At 64.8% G+C, this 18,649-nt stretch carries 15 protein-coding genes; 8 read left to right on the top strand and 7 right to left on the bottom strand.

All coding sequences use genetic code 11. The features are described 5' to 3' along the window. Nucleotides 1–27 precede the first annotated feature (27 nt). Nucleotides 28–1,653 carry an ABC transporter substrate-binding protein gene (locus ACQCSX_RS01420; RefSeq protein ID WP_427017340.1) on the bottom strand — a complete coding sequence of 542 codons (1,626 nt, stop codon included), beginning with the start codon at nucleotides 1,651–1,653 and terminating at the stop codon, nucleotides 28–30. A gap of 257 nt (nucleotides 1,654–1,910) precedes the next feature. Here ACQCSX_RS01420 and ACQCSX_RS01415 point away from each other — a divergent pair, with 257 nt between their 5' ends. After that, nucleotides 1,911–2,669 carry a FadR/GntR family transcriptional regulator gene (locus ACQCSX_RS01415; RefSeq protein ID WP_427017339.1) on the top strand — a complete coding sequence of 253 codons (759 nt, stop codon included), beginning with the start codon at nucleotides 1,911–1,913 and terminating at the stop codon, nucleotides 2,667–2,669. Between the two features lie 293 nt (nucleotides 2,670–2,962). On the opposite strand, the gene ACQCSX_RS01410 is transcribed toward ACQCSX_RS01415, so the two are convergent. Together ACQCSX_RS01410 and ACQCSX_RS01405 are read right to left on the bottom strand one after the other, a co-directional pair. Beyond that, nucleotides 2,963–3,406, bottom strand: a complete 444-nt coding sequence (locus tag ACQCSX_RS01410; RefSeq protein WP_427017338.1) for a cytotoxic translational repressor of toxin-antitoxin stability system — start codon at nucleotides 3,404–3,406, stop codon at nucleotides 2,963–2,965. Further along, on the bottom strand, nucleotides 3,403–3,843 hold the full coding sequence (locus ACQCSX_RS01405; RefSeq protein ID WP_427017337.1) for a hypothetical protein: 441 nt from the start codon (nucleotides 3,841–3,843) through the stop codon (nucleotides 3,403–3,405). The genes ACQCSX_RS01410 and ACQCSX_RS01405 overlap by 4 nt, the downstream gene beginning before the upstream one ends. Nucleotides 3,844–4,798: 955 nt before the next feature. On the opposite strand from ACQCSX_RS01405, the gene ACQCSX_RS01400 reads away from it, so the two are divergent. Then, nucleotides 4,799–5,209 carry a VOC family protein gene (locus ACQCSX_RS01400; RefSeq protein ID WP_427017336.1) on the top strand — a complete coding sequence of 137 codons (411 nt, stop codon included), beginning with the start codon at nucleotides 4,799–4,801 and terminating at the stop codon, nucleotides 5,207–5,209. A gap of 363 nt (nucleotides 5,210–5,572) precedes the next feature. Here ACQCSX_RS01400 and ACQCSX_RS01395 read toward each other — a convergent pair whose 3' ends face one another. From ACQCSX_RS01395 to ACQCSX_RS01385, 3 genes are all read right to left on the bottom strand, one after another. Then, entirely contained in the window at nucleotides 5,573–6,613 is a 1,041-nt protein-coding gene (locus ACQCSX_RS01395; protein ID WP_427017335.1) for an iron ABC transporter substrate-binding protein, read from the bottom strand. 618 nt (nucleotides 6,614–7,231) lie between these two features. Continuing rightward, nucleotides 7,232–7,810, bottom strand: coding sequence for a polysaccharide deacetylase family protein (locus ACQCSX_RS01390; protein WP_427017334.1), 579 nt, complete (start codon nucleotides 7,808–7,810; stop codon nucleotides 7,232–7,234). 791 nt (nucleotides 7,811–8,601) lie between these two features. Then, a complete protein-coding gene (locus tag ACQCSX_RS01385; RefSeq protein WP_427017333.1) occupies nucleotides 8,602–9,924 on the bottom strand; it encodes an alpha/beta hydrolase in 1,323 nt (440 codons plus the stop codon). Between the two features lie 365 nt (nucleotides 9,925–10,289). Here ACQCSX_RS01385 and ACQCSX_RS01380 point away from each other — a divergent pair, with 365 nt between their 5' ends. Continuing rightward, nucleotides 10,290–11,729, top strand: coding sequence for a sensor histidine kinase (locus tag ACQCSX_RS01380; protein ID WP_427017332.1), 1,440 nt, complete (start codon nucleotides 10,290–10,292; stop codon nucleotides 11,727–11,729). 54 nt (nucleotides 11,730–11,783) lie between these two features. Here the strand turns inward: ACQCSX_RS01380 and ACQCSX_RS01375 are convergent, their stop codons facing one another. Further along, entirely contained in the window at nucleotides 11,784–12,464 is a 681-nt protein-coding gene (locus tag ACQCSX_RS01375; protein ID WP_427017331.1) for a response regulator transcription factor, read from the bottom strand. Between the two features lie 146 nt (nucleotides 12,465–12,610). On the opposite strand from ACQCSX_RS01375, the gene ACQCSX_RS01370 reads away from it, so the two are divergent. The 5 genes from ACQCSX_RS01370 to ACQCSX_RS01350 all read left to right on the top strand — a co-directional run bounded on the left by ACQCSX_RS01370 (nucleotide 12,611) and on the right by ACQCSX_RS01350 (nucleotide 18,567). Further along, entirely contained in the window at nucleotides 12,611–13,333 is a 723-nt protein-coding gene (locus ACQCSX_RS01370; RefSeq protein ID WP_427017330.1) for a phosphatase PAP2 family protein, read from the top strand. Between the two features lie 168 nt (nucleotides 13,334–13,501). Continuing rightward, a complete protein-coding gene (locus ACQCSX_RS01365; protein WP_427017329.1) occupies nucleotides 13,502–16,042 on the top strand; it encodes a bifunctional lysylphosphatidylglycerol flippase/synthetase MprF in 2,541 nt (846 codons plus the stop codon). An 88-nt stretch (nucleotides 16,043–16,130) separates the two neighbouring features. Then, complete coding sequence (locus ACQCSX_RS01360; protein WP_427017328.1) at nucleotides 16,131–17,474, top strand: LCP family protein; 1,344 nt, start codon at nucleotides 16,131–16,133, stop codon at nucleotides 17,472–17,474. Between the two features lie 386 nt (nucleotides 17,475–17,860). Continuing rightward, complete coding sequence (locus ACQCSX_RS01355; protein ID WP_427017327.1) at nucleotides 17,861–18,130, top strand: hypothetical protein; 270 nt, start codon at nucleotides 17,861–17,863, stop codon at nucleotides 18,128–18,130. Nucleotides 18,131–18,171: 41 nt separating this feature from the next. Continuing rightward, nucleotides 18,172–18,567 (top strand): twin-arginine translocase TatA/TatE family subunit, encoded by a 396-nt coding sequence (locus tag ACQCSX_RS01350; RefSeq protein ID WP_427017326.1) that lies wholly within the window; start codon nucleotides 18,172–18,174, stop codon nucleotides 18,565–18,567. Nucleotides 18,568–18,649: the final 82 nt, after the last annotated feature.

The following is an 18,649-nucleotide window of genomic DNA, read 5'->3' as shown; positions in this document are numbered from 1 at the left end:
CACGGCAAACGATGGGGGCGTGACGTTCTACGCGGTGCGGGTGGCCTTGAGCAGGTTCACGCCGGGGATGTCCAGTGGCTTGACGCCGTCGATCTTCTTGGGGTCCCAGGCGGTGAACAGTTGCATGTGCATCACCGGGTAGATCACGGCTTCATCGGCGATGGTGTCCAGAGCGGCGTTCGTCTTGGCCTTGTGGTCTTCCGGATCTGTGGCTTGGATGGCTGCATTCAGCTGCGCATCCAGGGCCTTAAACTCCGCAGTCTCGCCCCATTTGTTCCAGGGCAGGAACGTGTTGGAGTTCGAGTAGAACCAGCGGATGTTCAGATCGGCATCGGCACCAAACTGGTTGGGGTTGCCGGCGAAGGTCAAGGCATCCACCGGTTCCCCTGCAGCAACCTTGGAATTGAAGGCCGCCGTCTCCTGGACGTCGAGGGTGGTGGCCACACCGACGGCTTCCCAGCCTTCCTTGATGGTGTTCACCGCCACCTTGGTCCAGGAGATGTTGGTGGACAGCAGCGTCACAGCAAGGTTTGCCACGCCAGCTTCAGCCAACAGCGCTTTGGCCTTTTCGGGGTTGTAGGAGTACTGGGTAGCCGCCTTGTGGTACTCCGGGCTCTTGGTGTGCAGGAACGACGTCGACGGCGTGCCCTTCCCCGCAATGGCAACGTCAATCAGCTTTTGCGTGTCAATGGCCATGCGCAGTGCCTGGCGTACACGCTTGTCATTGAACGGCGCCTTGTTGGTGTTGAAGACCAACCCCAGCAGATTCATGCTGTCCACGCCTTCGACGCTGAGGCCCTTCCCCTTGAGCGAATCAATGTTGTCCTGGGGGATGTTGTCCGAAATCTGGACTCCGGACGTGCCCGACGTCAGCAGCCCCACCCTCGCCGCGGCGTCAACCGAGACGTTCCACTGCATGGAGGTGAACGCCGGCTTCAGAGCTCCGTTGTAGCCCTCATGCTTTTCAAACGAGGTGAACGATGTGTCCTGGTGGGCCTTGACCTTGAAGGGGCCGGAGCCGATCGCATTCTTGCCCTGCTTGAGGAAGTCAGCGTCCTGCGACTCGAATACGTGCTTCGGCATGACCTTGACAATTGAGAAGCGCTGAACGGCCGACGCGAACGGGAACTTCATCGAGATCTTCACCGTGGTGTCGTCAACCTTGGTCACCCCGTTCAGCCACGACGCAAAGAAGGCGTTCGTGAGGACCTTTTTGCCCGTGTCCAGCACACGACCGAAGGAGTAGACAACGTCGTCGGCGGTGACAGGCTTGCCATCGTGGAAGGTGGCGCCGGCGCGGAGCTTGACAGTCCATTCGGTGGCCTTCGGATCCGAAGGCATCTCGCTGGCCAGGGCGGCATAAGGGGTGCGAGTGACGGCCTCGGCATCCCAGAGGCCTTCGTAGATGTGGTTGTGCGCAGCCATCGCAAAGGCCGATCCCGTGTTCAGCGGATCCCAGCTGCTGTTGTTGTTGTAGCCAATGGCCACGTCGATGTGGCTCAGTGCCGAAGCACTGCCACCCACGGATCCGCTCGACTTGGGGCCGCCGCAGGCGGCCACCCCTGCGGTCAGTGTGGCCGCGGCGCCGATAAGGCCGGTGTACTTCAAGAATGCACGGCGGTCGAGACCGCGGTGTTCGGATGTGTCACGCATGCTCTAGTCCTTCGGATTGAGGTCGGGTGGGTGGTACTGACTTCCAGAAGTCTGACGACGTAGGACCTATCGTTGATGATTAACGTGATCTACGTCAAGCGAATTCATGAATTTGGCCAAAAATGGCCATTTTTCGGCAATCATTGGTCCTCGTACGTCTGAGGACTAGCTCCAGGACGTAGGACAGTGGTGTACTTAGCTGTATCGAAGGAATGCCCATCGGATGGTGGGCGCATGCAAGGCGAGGAGAAGACACCATGAGCACTCACCCGGACGCCGGTGGCTGGGCTGCACCCGCGAATGAGCGGGAGACGCTCACGGACAGGCTGAAGCGCTACATTCTGGACAAGCGCATGCTCCCGGGTGATCCGCTGCCCAGCGAGACCGATCTTGCGGAGATCCTCAGCGCCAGCCGCTCGAGCGTCCGTGAGGCCCTCAGGACGCTGGCCGCTCTGGACATCATCGAGATCCGCCATGGGCACGGGACATTTGTTGGCCAGATGTCATTTGCCGGCACCATCGAGAGCTTGATCTTCAAGGGCCTTCTCAGCAGCCAGGGCGATCTGGAAGTCATTGATGACCTCATCGATCTGCGCGAGGCTTTCGACATTGCCCTGACAGACCATGTCATGGCTGGGTTGGCCCAGACCCCTGACCCCGCCATTGAGGAAACGCTGGCTGCGATGGACACCCACGCGGCGGCCAACAACCCAGCCGGCGTGGTGGCCGCGGAGAAGCGCTTTCACCAGCAATTGCTGGGCCACGCCGGCAACAAGCTGGCAAAGCAGCTCGGAACAGCCTTGTGGGAGGTCCACTCCACGGTGGCCAACACCATCAGAACACCCAGTCAGGACGAGCTACTGGAGACGGCCAAAACGCATAGGACCATGTACGAGATGGCTCTCCATTCGCGCGGCCGCCGCTACCAGGCTGCCATTCTTGACCGCTACGAACCGCTCCGCGGGCAGGTTCAGAAGCTGGCAAGCAACCCCCGGCCCGACGCAAGTCACCCCTGATTCTCCAGGCGCAGGATCGCCCACTTCAACGCTGACCGGTCAGGGCTCCGTTGCGACCCTGCGCTCGGCAGCGGACAGCTTGGCCGTCCGGGTCGGCGCACCAGCAATTAATCAGCAGCGGAGCTGTCGGCCGCCACTACGCCTGCGCCCTCCCACATCCACCAACGAACCCTCAGATTCAATCCGAAGCAACCACGACCACAAACGCCCGTAGATTCGGATGGTTGGGCGGCTCCAAGGTCGTTGCCAGGTAGTCGAGTGAAGGCGATGGCATCCGGACAGCCCCAGAACGTTCAGTCACCGGGTCTGCTCCCCTGGGACATCCAGTAGTCGTTGATCGCCTGCACAGCCTGCTCCTTCGACATCCCGGCAACCACGGCCTCGTCCACGCCGACGGTATGGGTGAGCTGCCACACAAACGCCAGGGGAAGTGCGGCGGCAGGCACTGGTGCCGCACCGCGGGCCGGCAATACGCCGTGCTCCACACAGTTCCAGAACTCGTCGTCTCCGACCAGGAGCTGGTCGGCGAGGATGTGGTTCCATATCGACGGCGAGTACGTGGTCCGGTCCACCGGCCGTGAAATGCGGGTTCGCAGGATCCGCCCGTCAGGCAGGGCCAGCCGGTACGTGGCGTGGTGCCGCACCGGCTTCCCGCGGGCGTTGACCACCAGTTCCCAGTGCTCGGTCAGGCAGAACTTCTCGTGGTCGTCCCGGCCACCCAGGCGGCGGGTGCTCACGCCGCAGAGCCGGTGAGCCAGGTGGTCAGCTGCTCATCGGTGGAGAGATCGATGAGCTGGACCAGGGCCCAGTTCTCCCGGTGGTTCGGCGCGGCATGCAGGTGGTCTTCCCAGTCCTCGGCATAGTCGCGCAATGCGTCGACGAAGTCTGCCAGCGCCTCCCCCAGGTCCGTGGCCTCGGCGGCAAAGGGCTGCCCCGGCATGAACACGGCCCAGGCGCCGTCCTCGTGCACAACCTGAACGTTCGCCACGACCGTCAATTCCAGGTACCGGCGCAGGCTCTCACCGTTGACCACGGCGGCCGGGGCGCGGTCGGGGCGGCGGATGGTGGACAGGCCTCCCCGCTCGCTGGAATCCAGGATCGCCTTCAACGAATCCCGGGCCTGCGTAAACCCGTAGGTGCGCCCGGCGGCGGTCTCATGCGTAGGGGTGCTCATGCCTAACATCATCCACATGTACGCCACGTACGTCAAGTACGTCACGCACGCCTTCATGCCGCCCGCGGGAGGATGGGCGGCCCAATCCCCCGCATCGCCGGCACCCCCCTTCCAGCATTGGAATTACGGCATTGGACTGGAACCAAGAACCACAATCTTCGCCACACAGTCAGTCTGGGGGCTCTCTTCCCGATGGCGCCTGGCATCCAGAAAGTCATGCCGCGTGTAGGAAATGTCCCGATGAAGAACACGGACAGTCAGCCGAAGCATGAGATTACAGAACCGGTGTGGCATGGCGGTCAGGACTGGCACGGCCAACCGGTGAAGAGAAATTGGTGCCAAGTCATGTAGCAAGCCCCGATTTCCAAGCTGAATAGGTGAAGGCAGAAAACCTGATAGCAGATCTAGGAATCGAGAACAAACAGATGGTCAGCGCCCAGCGCAACCCACACGCCATGGGCCCGTAGATTCTGGCCAAAAAGGCGCGCCAAGTGCACGTCGTGTGTACAAATTGGCGGGTTTTGTCCACAGTCAGAGGCCAAAAGGGCCCCTGACCTGTGGAAACACTGTGCCCGAGGTGGGACTCGAACCGGATTCCAGCCCTTGCAAACACTGGGAAGTTCCGGAAACATGCCGAATCCGGGCCAATCCGGCACCGGTACGGCCGAGTCCGAAGGCAAAGGGTGTTGACATTGTCAACACCCACCTTTTTGTCTCTTCCAACAGCGCCAGTCAAGAAGGCCATGGACATCCCGAATGCCACGATTGGTCAAGACTCGCCAGGGTCCCCTGCGTCAACCAGGCTAACGCTGGCCAACAGGATCCACATTCATCCATGAGAACCGGATCGCTAAGTCAAGGAGTCAACAAGACCGAGGCAGTCCCTCCAAGACACGAGCTGAATAATTCCCCGGCTGGCAGACAGTAAGTGGTCGCTGCACGGAAGAATGTCATCATGAAGCCCGAACCGGTTATCGTTAGCCTGCCGATCGCAGATCGCCAAAGAGCCTTTGCCTTTTACGCCCAAGGACTGGGTCTAATCCCCGTGGGCCCTGTGGCCGATGACGGGGTGCCCGAGCCATTGCAGTTCACACTCAATGACGGGGTCAGGCTCATGCTCATTCCCAGGGGCGGTTTCAGGTGGGTGGTGGGCGGCCGCGACGTCGCAGCAGGCGGGTCCAGCGAGTGCTTCATCAGCATAAGCACCGGCAGCGCATCGGGTGTTGATGATTTGGTCGAACGTGCACGGCAGGCCGGAGCAGAAATCGTCACGGAGCCCGGGCAGCAACCCTGGGGGTATGCGGGCGCGTTTGCCGACCTGGATGGCCACATCTGGCAAGCAACGTCGTCCGGCCCACCCGACTGAGCCCTGTTATCTGTTACCGCGGTGGCCGTAAGAACCATCGTGAACGCCCCAACAAAGCTCGGGGGCCGACAACGGCATCACCTTCGCCCTCCTGCGCAGGACCGGTGCCGGGATAAGTGCGAAGCGTCGCTTCCAGCTCTGCCACGGGCCGAGATCTTCCGGGGATGGGTGGACATCGGCATAAGGCGCCACAAGGCACCGCCCTTTTGTGGTCCCCGGTAGCGCCAGGCTTCGTCGCCGCCGAAGCCTGTGGACCCTGCGCCTCAATATTGCCAGCCACAGCGGCTCCAGCAGTTCGATGGTGCCGGGCGGCGTGTGCTGCCACCCACTCGGTATCCGGGTGGGCCGGCCCGGCGGCCGAGGCTATAGCAGCCCGGCCTGGGTCATCAGATCGGTGACTTTGGCGCCGTTGAGTTTCGCCGGGTCGATGGAGGGTGCCTGGAGGTCCTTCAGCGGGACGAGCTTGGGGTTGGCCGGGACGTCGCTGCCCACGGTGTATTCGAAGGAGTCGCCGGTTTGGAGGACCTGCTGGCCGGCCTTGCCGGTGATGAAGTCCAGGAACTGCTGGGCCTGGGCCTGCTTCTTGCTGGAAGCGAGCACGGCACCGCCGGAGACGCTGACAAAGGCGCCCGGATCCTCGTTCTTGAAGTAGTAAAGGCTGACGTTGCGGCTGTTGTCGCCGGTCTGGGCCTGGTCCACGAACGAGTAGTAGTGGTAGAGGACGCCCGCGTCGATCTCGCCGGAATTCACGGCGGCCAGGACGGGGGTGTCGTCCTTGTAGGACTTGAAATCGTCCTTGACGGCCTTCAACCAGGCCAGGGTGGCGTCTTCGCCCTTGAGCTGAAGCATGGCGCTGACGATGGCCTGGAAATCGGCGCCACCGGTGGAAGCACCCAGTCGCCCCTTCCACTGGGGGTCGGACAGGTCCATCAGCGACTTGGGCAGCTGGTCCGTGGTGATCTTTGCCTTGTTGTAGGCCAGGACGGTGGACCGGGCGGCGATGCCGGTCCAGTCGCCGGTCGACGGCCGGTACAGGGCCGGCACCTGGTTGATGACGGTTTGGTCCAGGGGCGCCAGGAGTCCGGCTTTTTCAACCCTGACCATTGCCGGGGAGTTCTCCGTCAAGAAGACGTCCGCCGGGGAGTTCTTGCCTTCCTCCACGAGTTGGTTGCCCATTTCCAGGTCGTCACCGTTGCGGAGGGTGACCTTGATGCCGGTTGCTTTGGTGAAGGCGTCCACCCAGGCCGTGGTGAGGTTTTCGTGCTGGGCGTTGTAGACGACAATTCCGGCGTCGGCCGCACCGGAACCGTTGGTCACAGTGGATGCGCCGCTGCAGGCGGAGAGTGCAAACAGTGCCGCTGTCGCCATGGCCGCGACTGCTGCCTGCTTGAAGGGATGGATCATGGGGGCCTTTCAACAGTCCCGACGCGCCATGCGGCTACCGGGACGGGGACGGAGGTGGCAGTAATGGTGTGCGGATCATCGAACAATGGTGGATCGGATGCTTGGCCGAGGTGAGGCCCCCTCATCAACCCAGAAGCACCCAGTCCCCCGGGGCCCCGGAACGGGCCCCTCAGGGAAGGTAGTCCTAACTGTAATAACGACAGGCAGCTGTTGCGTAATTATGACCGGCTGTCGCCATCAAAGGCAGTGCCACCACCTTGGAACCGCCGGCTGCCAGTCAGCCAGTCGGCCAGTCAGCCAGTCAGCCCCTGTTGACGCTTCCCGGTCGGCGCCCCGCCTCCTGCCGGCGGCCTGACACGCCAGCTATGCGCCTTCGGAGATCCAGGCCGTGGACATGATCGAGCGGGCCTACGCGGCCGACCGTGTTGGGGTGGGTGGCAGCAGGATCCGGGTGGTGTTGGCGCCTGCGGCGGCGGAGCCCATTGGTCGGGGCGGTTCACCCTGCACCATCGACCACGCAAGTGCCGGAAACGGTAATCCCGCAGCCCACTGGACCGCAACTGGCCGCATCCGTGACCGAGGTTCAGGATGGGCGCCACAGGCGGCACAAACAGTTGGCTACCCGGTTTTCAGGTAGTCCTCGAGCAGCACCACGTCCAGACCGGCGGCCTTTTGGGCGGTCAGGAAGGCCTGGAAATCTGCGGCAAATTCGGGCCGGAAGTGCATCAACACGATGTCTCCCGGCCGCAGGGACTTGCCGCACTGGTAGTCCATTCCTCCGGCGTTGGCCTTGGCCTCCCAGTCGATGATGGCCTTCATGCCGCAGTCGGCAGCGGCTTTGCGCATGGTCTCGGAGTAGGGCCCGCCCGGCGGGCGGAAGAAGACGGGCCGGCGTCCGTAGTGTGCCTGTTCGAAGTCGGCCATGCCACAGATTTCCGCTTTCTGTTGGGAGTAGGGCAACTGGACGAGGTTGAGCAGATGCCCGACCGAATGGTCCTCGACCATGCTGCCATCGGTTTGGAAACCCTTGAAGAAGTCCGGGTTGTCATTGATGAAGGCCTGGGCCAAGAACAGAGTGGCTTTGATCTTGTTTGACTTGAGGAGTGCGATCTCCTGAGCCGTTTTGTTGGCGCCATCGTCGATCGTCAGGAAGACGACTTTCTGTTGTGTCGGTATTTTCGTCAGCACGGGGACCATCCCGTTTTGGATGGGTGGAAGAACGTAGTCCGGAGCGATGGCAGGTGATGCCGCCGGGCTGTCCGCGGGGCCCGGCGCTGTTCCTGGGGCGGTCCCGGTCATGGGAACGGGCGGCCCGGGAGCCACCGACGGTGGGGTCGGGGAAGCCTGCGGGGGTTGCGTGGCCGGCGGAGGACCGTCCGGGCGAAGCAGCATTCCCGTGCCCGCTGCGAGGGCGGCGAGCACAATGGCACTCAGGGCGAAGAATGGCGACCGGCGTTGACCCCGGGTCCGATTGAGGTGACGCGGCATTGGCTTCCCTGTCGATGGCTGGTATGGGAAAGTGATGGGTGGACAGCACAAACTCTCCGGCTTGCCACCGGGATTCTGGCGGTCGGCGCATCGGCCGTTCCAGGCCAAGGATCATGCGCCCGATGTGGACGGCTGCAATCAGCCCGGAGGCCGGAGCAGGGGTGACCTGCTCCATCCCCTCGGTTGGCAGCGTCAAGGGGCTCCTGTCCCGGCCTGGTTGGTTGGTGCGCCAAAGTGTCCCGGGCGTCGGGTTTCTGTAGTCATCCGGACCCATGATGTATGGGCCAGGACGGTGGAGATGGCCGGGCTGCACGGCGTGGTCTGCCTTTCCCGATCGCTGCTTTTCTTGGACAGTGTCATGCCCTGGCTGAGAAACCGCTGAGGGGCGGCACCCAACCGACTGCCCACAATTGCGGGTGCCGGGGGTGGCTGGCCCCGTGTCCGTCAGCTGCCCTGCAGTCCCGGCGGCCGTTGTGAAACGCAGCGGGACGTTCCTCCGGTCAGCGGCTTAGACCAAGCCGTGGACCCAGCCAGTCCAGGGCTGGGGCCATGGACTGCAAAGGCACGGCCCAGGCGTGGCCTGCGCCGGGAATGGCCAGCGTTTTCACAGTCATGCCCGCGGCCCCTGCCGCAGCGGAGGTCCGGTTCATGAAACCGGTGAAGGACGTGTCCTGGCTTCCGGCGGCAAAGAAGATCCAGCTGTCCTCGTAGCGGTTCTTGGCCATCACGTTCAACGGTGTCAGGGCCTCGAAGGCTGCCGTGTTCCCGTCGAAGGCCGCTTTGACGGTGGCGGCACGGTCCGCGGTGAGGGCCGGTTCGGCTTCACCACAGAGGTCGATGGCTGACCGGAACACATCCGGGTGGAGCGCCGCCATCTGCAGGGCACACGTTCCGCCGAAGGAGAAGCCGCCGATGGCCCAGCGCCGGGGGCTTGGGTCGACGCCCAACGTGGCCTTGATCCACGCCGGGACGTCAACGGAGAGATAGGTGTCGGCCTTGGCGATGCGTGAGTCCATGCACATGGTGTTTCCAGTGGCTGATCCGTTGACGTCCGGCACCACGACGACCGGCGAGAGCCCTTGATGGGCAGCCGCAAACGCGTCCATGGTGGCCTCTAGCTGCCCTGCGCCCAGCCAGTTCTCGGGCGAGCCGGGTTGCCCGGCGACGAGGACCAGGACCGGCAGCAGCGGATGGTTGGGACTCTGGTAGGCCGGGGGAAGGTACACGTAACCTGTGCGCGCTTGGAATCCGGAGACGGTTCCGGGGATCTGGGCCGAATGGAGGGTTCCACCGGCGGCCATCCCGACCGGCGGCGACCAGCCGTTGACGGCCGGCCCCGGTGCATGCCCGGGCGGCAACCCACCAGTACCCGACGCCGTCGGCGCGGCCGCAGGTGTTAGCGCGGTGAGTCCTCCAGCGCCGCCCCCGATGAATTCCCCGATGGTGCGGTACTGGCCGAAATAGGCATTCACCTGCACAGCGGCCGTGAGAACAATGATTGCTGCCGCGACCGGCGCCAGGAGTTTGCGCCGGAGGCGGGAGGAGAACTGGTTGAGCAGCATCAGCAAAACGCCGCAGGCAGCCACAGCGATCCACCCGATGACCGGCAACGGAAGATCGTAGGCACTGACCGCCGCCAGGTGGACCAGCAACCAGTTGACCCCCAACGCCAATGCCCACGCCGACACGGCAGCCGCCGCCACGTTGCGGAACCATCCACGGCCGCGGCGCAACAACAAAAACGCCGCAGCGGCACATGCCAGCAGGACAAGCCCAACCGGAACCGGGCCTCCCATCAGCTCAATGCCGGCGACGCCGTCCATGGGCTTGCACTCCCTTCGAATACGCGTTGGTGCGGTGTTGCCTTGGCCCGGGCCCATCGGGGCTTGGAGCCGGCAACAGCACTGCGCGGCACGTCACCGGTTCCCGTGGAGGGCACATGGCGTGCCTCGCCGTTCACGCTAGGGGCTTGGCCGCTGCCACCAGCCCGTCCGAACCAGCCAGGCCCCTGCGCCGGCATTCGTGCCTGTTGGCCCGCATCCGGTTCCAATTCCCGAACGCACCACCCCTTCAGCCCTGCTTCCGGGCATGCCCCTTTCCTCGAGTGTGGGCCCCGACCGCTGAGATACAGCTGAGAATCCGGCTGGCCCGGTTGTGCGGAACCGGCCCGCGCCGCCATTCTAGGATCATGACCACACCCCGCACCACACCGGCCCCCTCTGCCCGTCCGGGCCGTCCGCCGTGGGGAGTGCGTAAGAGGGCGACGGCGACGGCCGTCGCCGTCGTGGCGGGGGCTCTGCTCATCGGCGGCGTGCTGCTCCTTGTTTTGCTGCAGGCCTCCCTGGTGTCCACCACAAAAACAGCCTCCCAACGGGTGGCGGCGGACGTTGCCGCCCTGATCACCAGCCAGGATGTTTCGGAGGCCTCCCAGTTCGTCACCAACACCGCCCATGCAGGCCAGTACGTACAGATCCTCGGCGCGGAAGGTATGGTCCTGGCTTCCTCCGATCCTTCGGCCACGACCCCGGTGGCCGCCCTGAAGCCGGCCGCCGGCCAGATGGTGACACAGGACGTGTCCAGCCTCGCCAGTATCGGCGACAGCGACGACTTTCTTATCGTCGCGACCGGCGTTGAAGCGGCCGGCACGGTTTTCACGGTTGTGGTCGCTTCAACCGTTCAGGTCCAGGTTGACACCGTTTCCACCGTGGCGTGGTTCATGCTCGGTGCCACCCCCGTGCTGCTGGCGGTCGTCGGGGCTGCCGTGTGGGTGCTCGTGGGAAGGTCCTTGCGCCAGGTGGAACGGATCCGCGGCCAGGTCGCGAGCATTGATGCCGGGCGGCTCAATGAACGGGTCGATGTCCCATCAACCCATGATGAGATCCAGGCCCTGGCCCTGGCCCTGACCATGAACACCATGCTTGACCAGTTGCAGATTTCCGATGCGGAACAGCGGCGGTTCGTCTCCGACGCGAGCCACGAACTGCGCAGCCCCCTGGCGACCCTCACCGCCGGGGTGGAAATCTCCGCGGCGGACCCCACTGGGCAAACCTGGTACGAGATGAAGGACGTCCTGGCCGGGGAGACCCTGCGGATGAGCTATCTCGTGGATGATCTGCTGACCCTGGCCAAGGCCAACGATGGTGGCATTCGGATTCGCATGGACGACGTCGACCTGGACGATGTCCTGGACCAGGAGATCCGGCGGCTGCGCTCGGTCAGCCACCACGCAGTCACCGCTGACATCGCCCCGGCACGGATCACCGGGGATGCCCGCCGTCTGGGGCAGGTCCTGCGCAATGTACTGGACAACGCGAACCGGCACGCCCGCACCCGCATCACCGTCAACCTCGCAACCGGCCCCCGCGGCATTGTGGTCGACATCGACAACGACGGCGAACCGGTCCCGGAAGCGGACCGGGAACGCGTCTTTGAACGATTTGTCCGCCTCGACCGAAGCCGATCCCGCGAAAGCGGTGGCAGCGGCCTGGGCCTTGCCATCGCCGCAGGCATCATGGCCGCCCACCGGGGAAGCATCACCACCACCGTAGGCCCGAACGGAGACTGCCGCTTCGAGCCGTGCCTTCCCCCGGGTCCTCTGAACCCGGCACTGGACATCACGGCACCCTGACCCGCATCGTTCGTAAGGACGCCTGCCCCTCGCTTCGGGTGGCGAGATGGCCCGTTAGGCCTCACTGTCCGCCTTGAGCTGGTAGCCCATGCCGCGCACCGTGGTGAGCGTTTCCAGGGCGAACGGGCTGTCGATCTTCCGGCGCAAGTAGCTGATGTACACTTCCACCACGTTGTCCCCGCCTTCAAAAGCCGGGTCCCACACGTTGTCCAGGATCTCCGCCTTGGAGACTACCTGGCCGTGATGGCGCATCAGGTACTGCAGCAGACCGTATTCCCGGGCGGTCAGTGGAATGGTCGTGTTCCCACGATGCACCGCACGGGTGGAGGGGTCCAGGGTCAGTGATCCGACCGACAGGACAACCGGGCGTTCGGGCGCCCCGCGGCGGATCAACGCCCGCAACCGCGCCACCAGGACAATGAAACTGAACGGTTTCGTCAGATAGTCGTCCGCGCCGAGGTCGAACGCGTCCGTCTGGTCGTAGTCCCCGTCCTTGGCCGTCAACATCAGCACCGGCGTCCAGATTTTCCGTTCCCGGATCTCTTTGAGAACGTCGTAGCCGTTCTTGAGCGGCAACATCAGGTCCAAGACGATGGCGTCATATGGGTTTTCCGTCGCCGCCCACAGTCCACTCACGCCGTCGTGGGTGACGTCGACGATGAACCCTTCATTGCCGAGCCCGCGACGGAGCGTTTCAGCGAGCGGCTTTTCATCTTCAACCAACAGGATCCGCATGGCTGTTGTCCTTTCTTTGGTGCTTGCAGTATGGCCGACCCAAGTTGAGCTGAACCTGAGAAGCCCGGCCCTGGTGCTCAGCCTATTCTCAGCCGCGCGGCGGCATGCTGAAGGGATCACCGCAAGCCATCGAGTCAGGACAATCCATGGGCACTCCCCCAGGAAGCAACACCCACATGGTGCCGGCCCTCCGGTCCTGGTGGTGCGTGCCCTTCGCTGCACTCATCTACGCGCTCACCCTCACCGCGGGGTTTGCCGTCAAGGCTGGCGGGACGCTGGCTTCCGAAGTCGGTGGTGAGGTCACTCTCAGCCAGGGACGAACCCCAGCCCTGGTCGGGCTCAGCATGTTCATCCACTACGCCATCGGGCCCGTCGGTGCAGTCCTGATCCTGCTGGCGTCCTTTCTGATTTTGTTTTTGGTCCGGCACGATCCACTCAAGGCACTGGCCTTCGTCTCAGTGGCGGGCATTGGGTGGGCCGGTTCGGAGGCGGCCAAATTTCTGGTTGGCCGGCCCCGGCCTCCGGCCGATGCAGTCCACGCCCTGGTGTCGGAATCCGGGGCCACAAGTTTTCCGTCCGGGCATACGGCGTTCGCCGTGGCCCTGGTATGGGCAGTGGTACTCGTCATCGGCCGCGGCTCCGGGCAGAAGGCCGCCCTTATGGTTGCGGGAGCCGCCTTCGTCACCCTCGTGGCGTTTTCGCGCCTCTATCTCGGGGTCCACTACCCCAGCGACGTGATCGGGTCGGTCCTCATTTCCAGCGCCACCATCATCGCCTGGCTGCCCTTGTGGATGAACGTACTGGCACCCCGGCTGGCCGGGGCGGCCATCCTGCAACGATTCGCCCGGGAAATATCGTTCAGCCGGTGACTGGCCACCAGCATGGAACCGGGACCGGGATTCCGGTGTGCGCGGACCATGGAAGGGATCACTGTGGTTGATGCCCACACCGCCCTGGGCCAGAGAGGACCTTGGAAATGGCGTCCACCGTCACACTGGTGGGCCTTCTTCCACAAGGCGCCCGTCACCCTCTTGTTCGTGGCCGTCTTCTGGATCCTGGGTATCGCCACCGGCAGCATCCTCCACGGGCCCCATGGTGCGCTGCGGCCGCACACCATTGCCACCCCGTTGTCGCTCGCTGGGCACTGGTGGGCTCTGGCTGCGGCAGGATTCTGGTCCCGGAACCTTACCGGCTACGTCCTTGGCACCATCCTTGTCGCACTGGTGGGCACCCCCGTTGAACGCCGGCTGGGCAGCGTCAGGTTCGCCGTGGCCGCACTCGCCACCCAGGCGATTGGCATCGTGGCCGCCACGGCCTTTTCCTGGTCTGTCCGTGGACTGATGGGCAGCTGGTTCTCCGTTCTGATCACCCACACCTACCTTGGTCCGAGCGCGCTGATCTGCGGGGCCACCATGGCCGCAACCGCCACCCTAGGCACCCTGTGGAGGCGCCGCCTGCGCCTGGCTGCCATGGCCCTGCTGGCGCTGCTGGCCCTCTACAGCGGCTCGTTCGAGGACCTCGTCAGGCTCGGGGCCGCCGGCGGAGGCACCCTGCTGGGACCCCTGCTGGCCGGCCACAGGCCGCGGTTGAAGTTTCCGTCCAGCTCGCGCCGTGAAGCCCGCGTCCTCGTCTCCCTGATCGTGGCCACCTCCGCCGTTGGCCCGGTACTGGCCGGATTGCTGCCCCACGCGGTGGGCCCGTTGGCGGTGCTGCGTTTCCTCTTCACCAACATCCAGCCCGTCGATCCATCCCATTTGCAGGCCCTGTGCACGGACCCTGCCCTGGCCAGGGACTGCGCCGGCGCCCAGCTACAGCTGCGTGCCGGGGCCGGAGGACTCTTCATGGCCATCCTCCCCTCCTTCCTTCTGCTGCTCTTCGCCGAAGGGATGCGCCGCGGACGCCGCTTTGCCTGGGTCGCTGCGCTCCTGCTCGAAGGCGTCATGGCCACACTGGCCGGAACCTACATCGCCGGGATTCTGCTGCCCGCCGCACCCGGCAGCACCCCGAACGAGGGGGCAGGCGCCATCAACCTAACGGAGTTCCACCACCCGCTCAGCCTGGTCCTGCCCCTGCTGCTTCCTGTCCTCGTGGTGGTCCTGCTGCTGGCGACCTACCGGCTCTTCAAGGTCTCTGCGCCGCCGAAAACCTACCCGGGACTCCTGGTGCGGATTCTTGCCACCGGCGCTGTCCTCGCCGGCGTCTATGCCGGCGCCGGACTCCTGCTGTCCGGAGGGTTCACTCCGCCACCGGGACTTGCCCAACTGGTGGCCGACATTCCCGACCGGTTCCTGCCGTTGGGCTACCTCCTGGATGTGCCGCCGGCCTTCTTCCCCCAAAGCACGGCCGCGGTCGTGCTTTATGAAGGCACCGGCGTCGTGTTCTGGGCGGTCACTGCGGTCTTCGTGTGGAAATCGTTTCTCCGGCCTGCCCACCACCGTCACGGGGCGGACGAGGACCATGCCCGGGCCATCCTGCGGGCCCAGGAAAGCAGTCCGTTGTCGTGGATGACGATGTGGGCCGGGAACACGTACTGGTTTTCCTCCAAAGGGACGGGCTTCGTCGCCTTCCGTGTACTGTCTGGCATCGCGTTGAGCCTTGGCGTCCCTGTCGGCCCAAAGTCCGAGTTGCGGGCCTGCGTCGAGGAGTTTTCCCGCTTCGCGGTGGGGAACGGTTGGACACCCTGCTTTTACTCCGTCACCGCTGACGTGAAGGACATCACGACCTCGCTGGGCTGGGGATCGGTGCAGGTCGCCCAAGAAACGATTCTTTCGCTCGACTCGGTGACCTTCAAGGGCAAAAAATACCAGGACGTCCGCACCGCTGTGAACAAGGCCGCCACGGAAGGCATCCGAGCGGAATGGCTGGTCTACCCTACTGCCCCGCTGGCCATCGTGGACCAGATCCAGGCCATTTCTGAGGAGTGGGTGGCCGATCGGAGGATGCCTGAAATGGGATTCACCCTGGGCGGTCTTGACGAAATCAATGACCCCGAGGTGCGCTGCCTGGTGGCGTTGGATCGCCACGGCACCGTCCACGCCGTCACCTCCTGGCTTCCCGTCTACCGGAACGGCTCCGTTGTCGGCTGGACCCTGGATTTCATGCGCCGCCGCGGCACGGGGTTCAGGGCGAGCATCGAATTCCTGATAGCCTCCGCCGCCCTGTCCTTGAAGGACGACGGTTTCGAATTCATCAGCCTCTCCGGCGCACCCTTGGCCCGCACCGGCCCGCATGTTCCAAGCCCGCTGGACCAGGGAGTCCCAGCACCGGCGACGGGTGCCATGGACCGTGTGCTCGACTGGCTCGGAGCGACCCTTGAACCGGTCTACGGGTTCAGATCCCTGCTGGCGTTCAAAGCCAAATTCCAGCCGCGCTACGAGACGCTGTTCATGGCCTATCCCGATGCCGCCGCGCTGCCCAGCATCGCCAACGCCATTGCACGGGCCTATCTTCCGCAGTTCACCTTCAGACAGGGGCTGTACCTTGCACGAAAGATCACCCGCAGGCCCCTCAGGGCGGGCCGCCCCCGTGCCCCGGCTGGCAGCCCCCAACAGTCCCCAGCCAACCATTGGGGAACCTGATGGTCAGCTGTGGAACGCGCACACAGGGTGCCCATGCCACCCCCTGCCCGGCCCCGCCTCCGACGCGGCCCAACACGATTGCGAATCAATGACGGAACAACGCACTCCCCAGACAAGCCTCTATGCGCAATTGCTCCAGAGGGACCGCCGCCGCACACTCCGGCGCCGCCGCATCGTCTTCTCCTCCATCGCGGCTGTGGCGGCCGTGGTGCTGGCCGGCATCGGAATCCTGGCGGTGACGGCGTTGAACTTCACCAACAACGTCCAACGCTCCAACGCCCTCGCCGCCAACCACGCCGTCCCGAAGCTGACCCTGGACACCAACATCCTGGTGATGGGGTTGGACACGCGCGTCGATGAACAGGGCAGGCCTCTGTCCGCGGACCTCTACGACGCGCTCAACGCCGGCGACGAAAGCACCGGCGGCTACAACGCCAACGTGCTCATGCTCCTCCACATCCCCGCCGACGGGTCCAAGGCCACCGCCCTGTCCATCCCGCGCGATGACTACGTGGACATTGCCGGGATTCCGGGGCAGTCGTTCAAGGCAAAGATCAAGGAGGCCTACGGGTACGGGATGGCCACGGCGAAGACGCGGCTGATCAACGCCGGTAAACCCGACGACGACGCCACCTACCAGACAGCCCGGGAGGCGGGGAGGACGGCCGAGATCGCCACCGTCACCCAATTCCTGGGCAGTGTGCACATCGACCACTTTGTCGAGGTGACCATGGCCGCCTTCTACCAGGTCGCCCAGGCCATCGCCCCGATCACCGTGTGCGTGAACCAGGCCACCCAGGACACCTATTCCGGGGCCAACCTTGTCGCCGGGGAACAGCAAATCGACGGGAAGCAGGCCATGGCATTCGTCCGGCAGCGCCGGGACACCACCGACCCGTCGTACGCGTTCTCCGACCTTGACGGTGAACGCCGCCAGCAGGCCTTCATCGCCTCCGTCTCGCACCAGCTCAAACAGGCGGGAACGTTCACGGACCTGGGCAAGATGCAGTCAGTGCTGACAGCGGTCAGCAAGAACATTGTGGTCGATTCGGGGCTGAACCTCATCGAACTGGCCCAACAGGCCTCCGCGGCCACCGGCGGGAACATTGCCTTCACCACCCTGCCCATCACCGGGTTCGGCACCTCCCCCGACGGTGCATCCGTCAACACGGTGGATGTGGCCGAGGTCCAGGCCTCGGTCGCAGGCCTTTTGTCCCCGCAACCGCCATCTACGGCAACAGCGTCCCCGCCGGCCGCCGGGTCCGCGGCGGTGCAGGGCCCCGCAGCTTCCGAGGTGCCCGGGCCCTCTGCCGGCGCTCTGGCGCCGGATGGCCAGGGCGCCACGCCCGCCAGCCCGTCCGGTCCGGCAACAAACACCTACGCCGATTGGACCGGTTCCCTGCAGGGAGGAGGGGTCCCCTGTGTCAAATAGGGCGGCCCCCACGCGCCGGGACGGTGGTACCGTCCTCCACCGTTCTGGCCTGTGCCTGGCAGTGGTGGCGCCCGTCGGCGTGGCTACGATGCTGCTGGTAGCCGCGGCCGGGACCGGGCCCTATGCCGTGGTGGTGGGATGGAACGCGGCGTCGCTGACGTACCTGTGCTGGGAATTGGCGGCAACCAGGGGGGCGCCGCAACGCCGGGACCGCATCGGACACGGTGGGCAATGTCCCGGAGCCCGCCGTCCGGGCGCTACTCCTGCTGGCCGCCGCAGCCATCCTCTGCGGTCTCGGATTGGTGCTCATTCATGCCGGCCCAGCCCAGGAGGTACCCCCGCATGCCGCTCTCGCTCTGGCCGTGGCCAGTCTTGCTTTTTCCTAGTTGCTCGCCCACTCCGTCCTCGCCCTGCATTGCGCCCCGGCCCCCGACGATGACGGTGGCCGGGCGAGCCTCCACACAGTGGCCCCGGCCTACTACCAGGACTTCGGCCACCCGTTCTTCGCTGCATCCATGACCCACCGGGTGCCGGATGCCCATCTGCAACCCGGTGCGGCCTCGTCCACGGCCGTGTGCCACGCACTGCTCTCCCATGGCCTGGGTGCCGCCGCCCTTGCCACTGCTGTCCCTCTGGTCTCCGGTCTGATCCGGTAGTAGACCCCGTCCCGGCGGACCGACTAGATAGGAAGCACAACGTGTTCGAATTCAGTGCCGAGAAGTTCCTCCTCGTGATGGTCGTCGTCGTGTTGGTGATCGGCCCCAGCAGGCTGCCCGGCTACGCCGCCAAGTTGGCCAATCTGGTGCGGGAGCTCAGGCGGCTGGCCTCCGGTGCCCAGGAAGAACTCAAGGAACAGCTCGGACCCGACTTCCAGGACATCGACTGGCGCAAACTGGACCCACGCCAATACGACCCCCGGCGCATCATCCGCGACGCCCTCACCGACGATGGCCCTGCACCCGTGCCAGCCACAACCGTGCCGCCCGCTCCGGCCCCACCTGTGCGGGAGGTGCCGGCCCCACCTGTGCGGGAGGTGCCGGTCTCCACGTTGGCTCCGGGGACTCCGGCACCGTTCGACTCCGACGCAACCTAGGCATGGCCCGTCCGATCTCCGCGGCGGCGGACCGCATACCACCGAACCTACACCGGACTGTTTCAGGAAAGGCGCAGGCGTG

The organism is Pseudarthrobacter sp. P1 (assembly GCF_050156935.1).
Taxonomy (GTDB): domain Bacteria; phylum Actinomycetota; class Actinomycetes; order Actinomycetales; family Micrococcaceae; genus Specibacter.
The sequence above is the reverse complement of the archived record's forward strand: the minus strand, read 5'-3'. Positions and strand labels throughout refer to the sequence as shown.

Coding starts and splice junctions, on each gene's coding strand:
- ACQCSX_RS01420 (WP_427017340.1), bottom strand. CDS start 1,653: ATGCGTGACACATCCGAACACCGCGGTCTCGACCGCCGTGCATTCTTG.
- ACQCSX_RS01415 (WP_427017339.1), top strand. CDS start 1,911: ATGAGCACTCACCCGGACGCCGGTGGCTGGGCTGCACCCGCGAATGAG.
- ACQCSX_RS01405 (WP_427017337.1), bottom strand. CDS start 3,843: ATGAGCACCCCTACGCATGAGACCGCCGCCGGGCGCACCTACGGGTTT.
- ACQCSX_RS01400 (WP_427017336.1), top strand. CDS start 4,799: ATGAAGCCCGAACCGGTTATCGTTAGCCTGCCGATCGCAGATCGCCAA.
- ACQCSX_RS01395 (WP_427017335.1), bottom strand. CDS start 6,613: ATGATCCATCCCTTCAAGCAGGCAGCAGTCGCGGCCATGGCGACAGCG.
- ACQCSX_RS01390 (WP_427017334.1), bottom strand. CDS start 7,810: ATGGTCCCCGTGCTGACGAAAATACCGACACAACAGAAAGTCGTCTTC.
- ACQCSX_RS01385 (WP_427017333.1), bottom strand. CDS start 9,924: ATGGACGGCGTCGCCGGCATTGAGCTGATGGGAGGCCCGGTTCCGGTT.
- ACQCSX_RS01380 (WP_427017332.1), top strand. CDS start 10,290: ATGACCACACCCCGCACCACACCGGCCCCCTCTGCCCGTCCGGGCCGT.
- ACQCSX_RS01375 (WP_427017331.1), bottom strand. CDS start 12,464: ATGCGGATCCTGTTGGTTGAAGATGAAAAGCCGCTCGCTGAAACGCTC.
- ACQCSX_RS01370 (WP_427017330.1), top strand. CDS start 12,611: ATGGGCACTCCCCCAGGAAGCAACACCCACATGGTGCCGGCCCTCCGG.
- ACQCSX_RS01360 (WP_427017328.1), top strand. CDS start 16,131: ATGACGGAACAACGCACTCCCCAGACAAGCCTCTATGCGCAATTGCTC.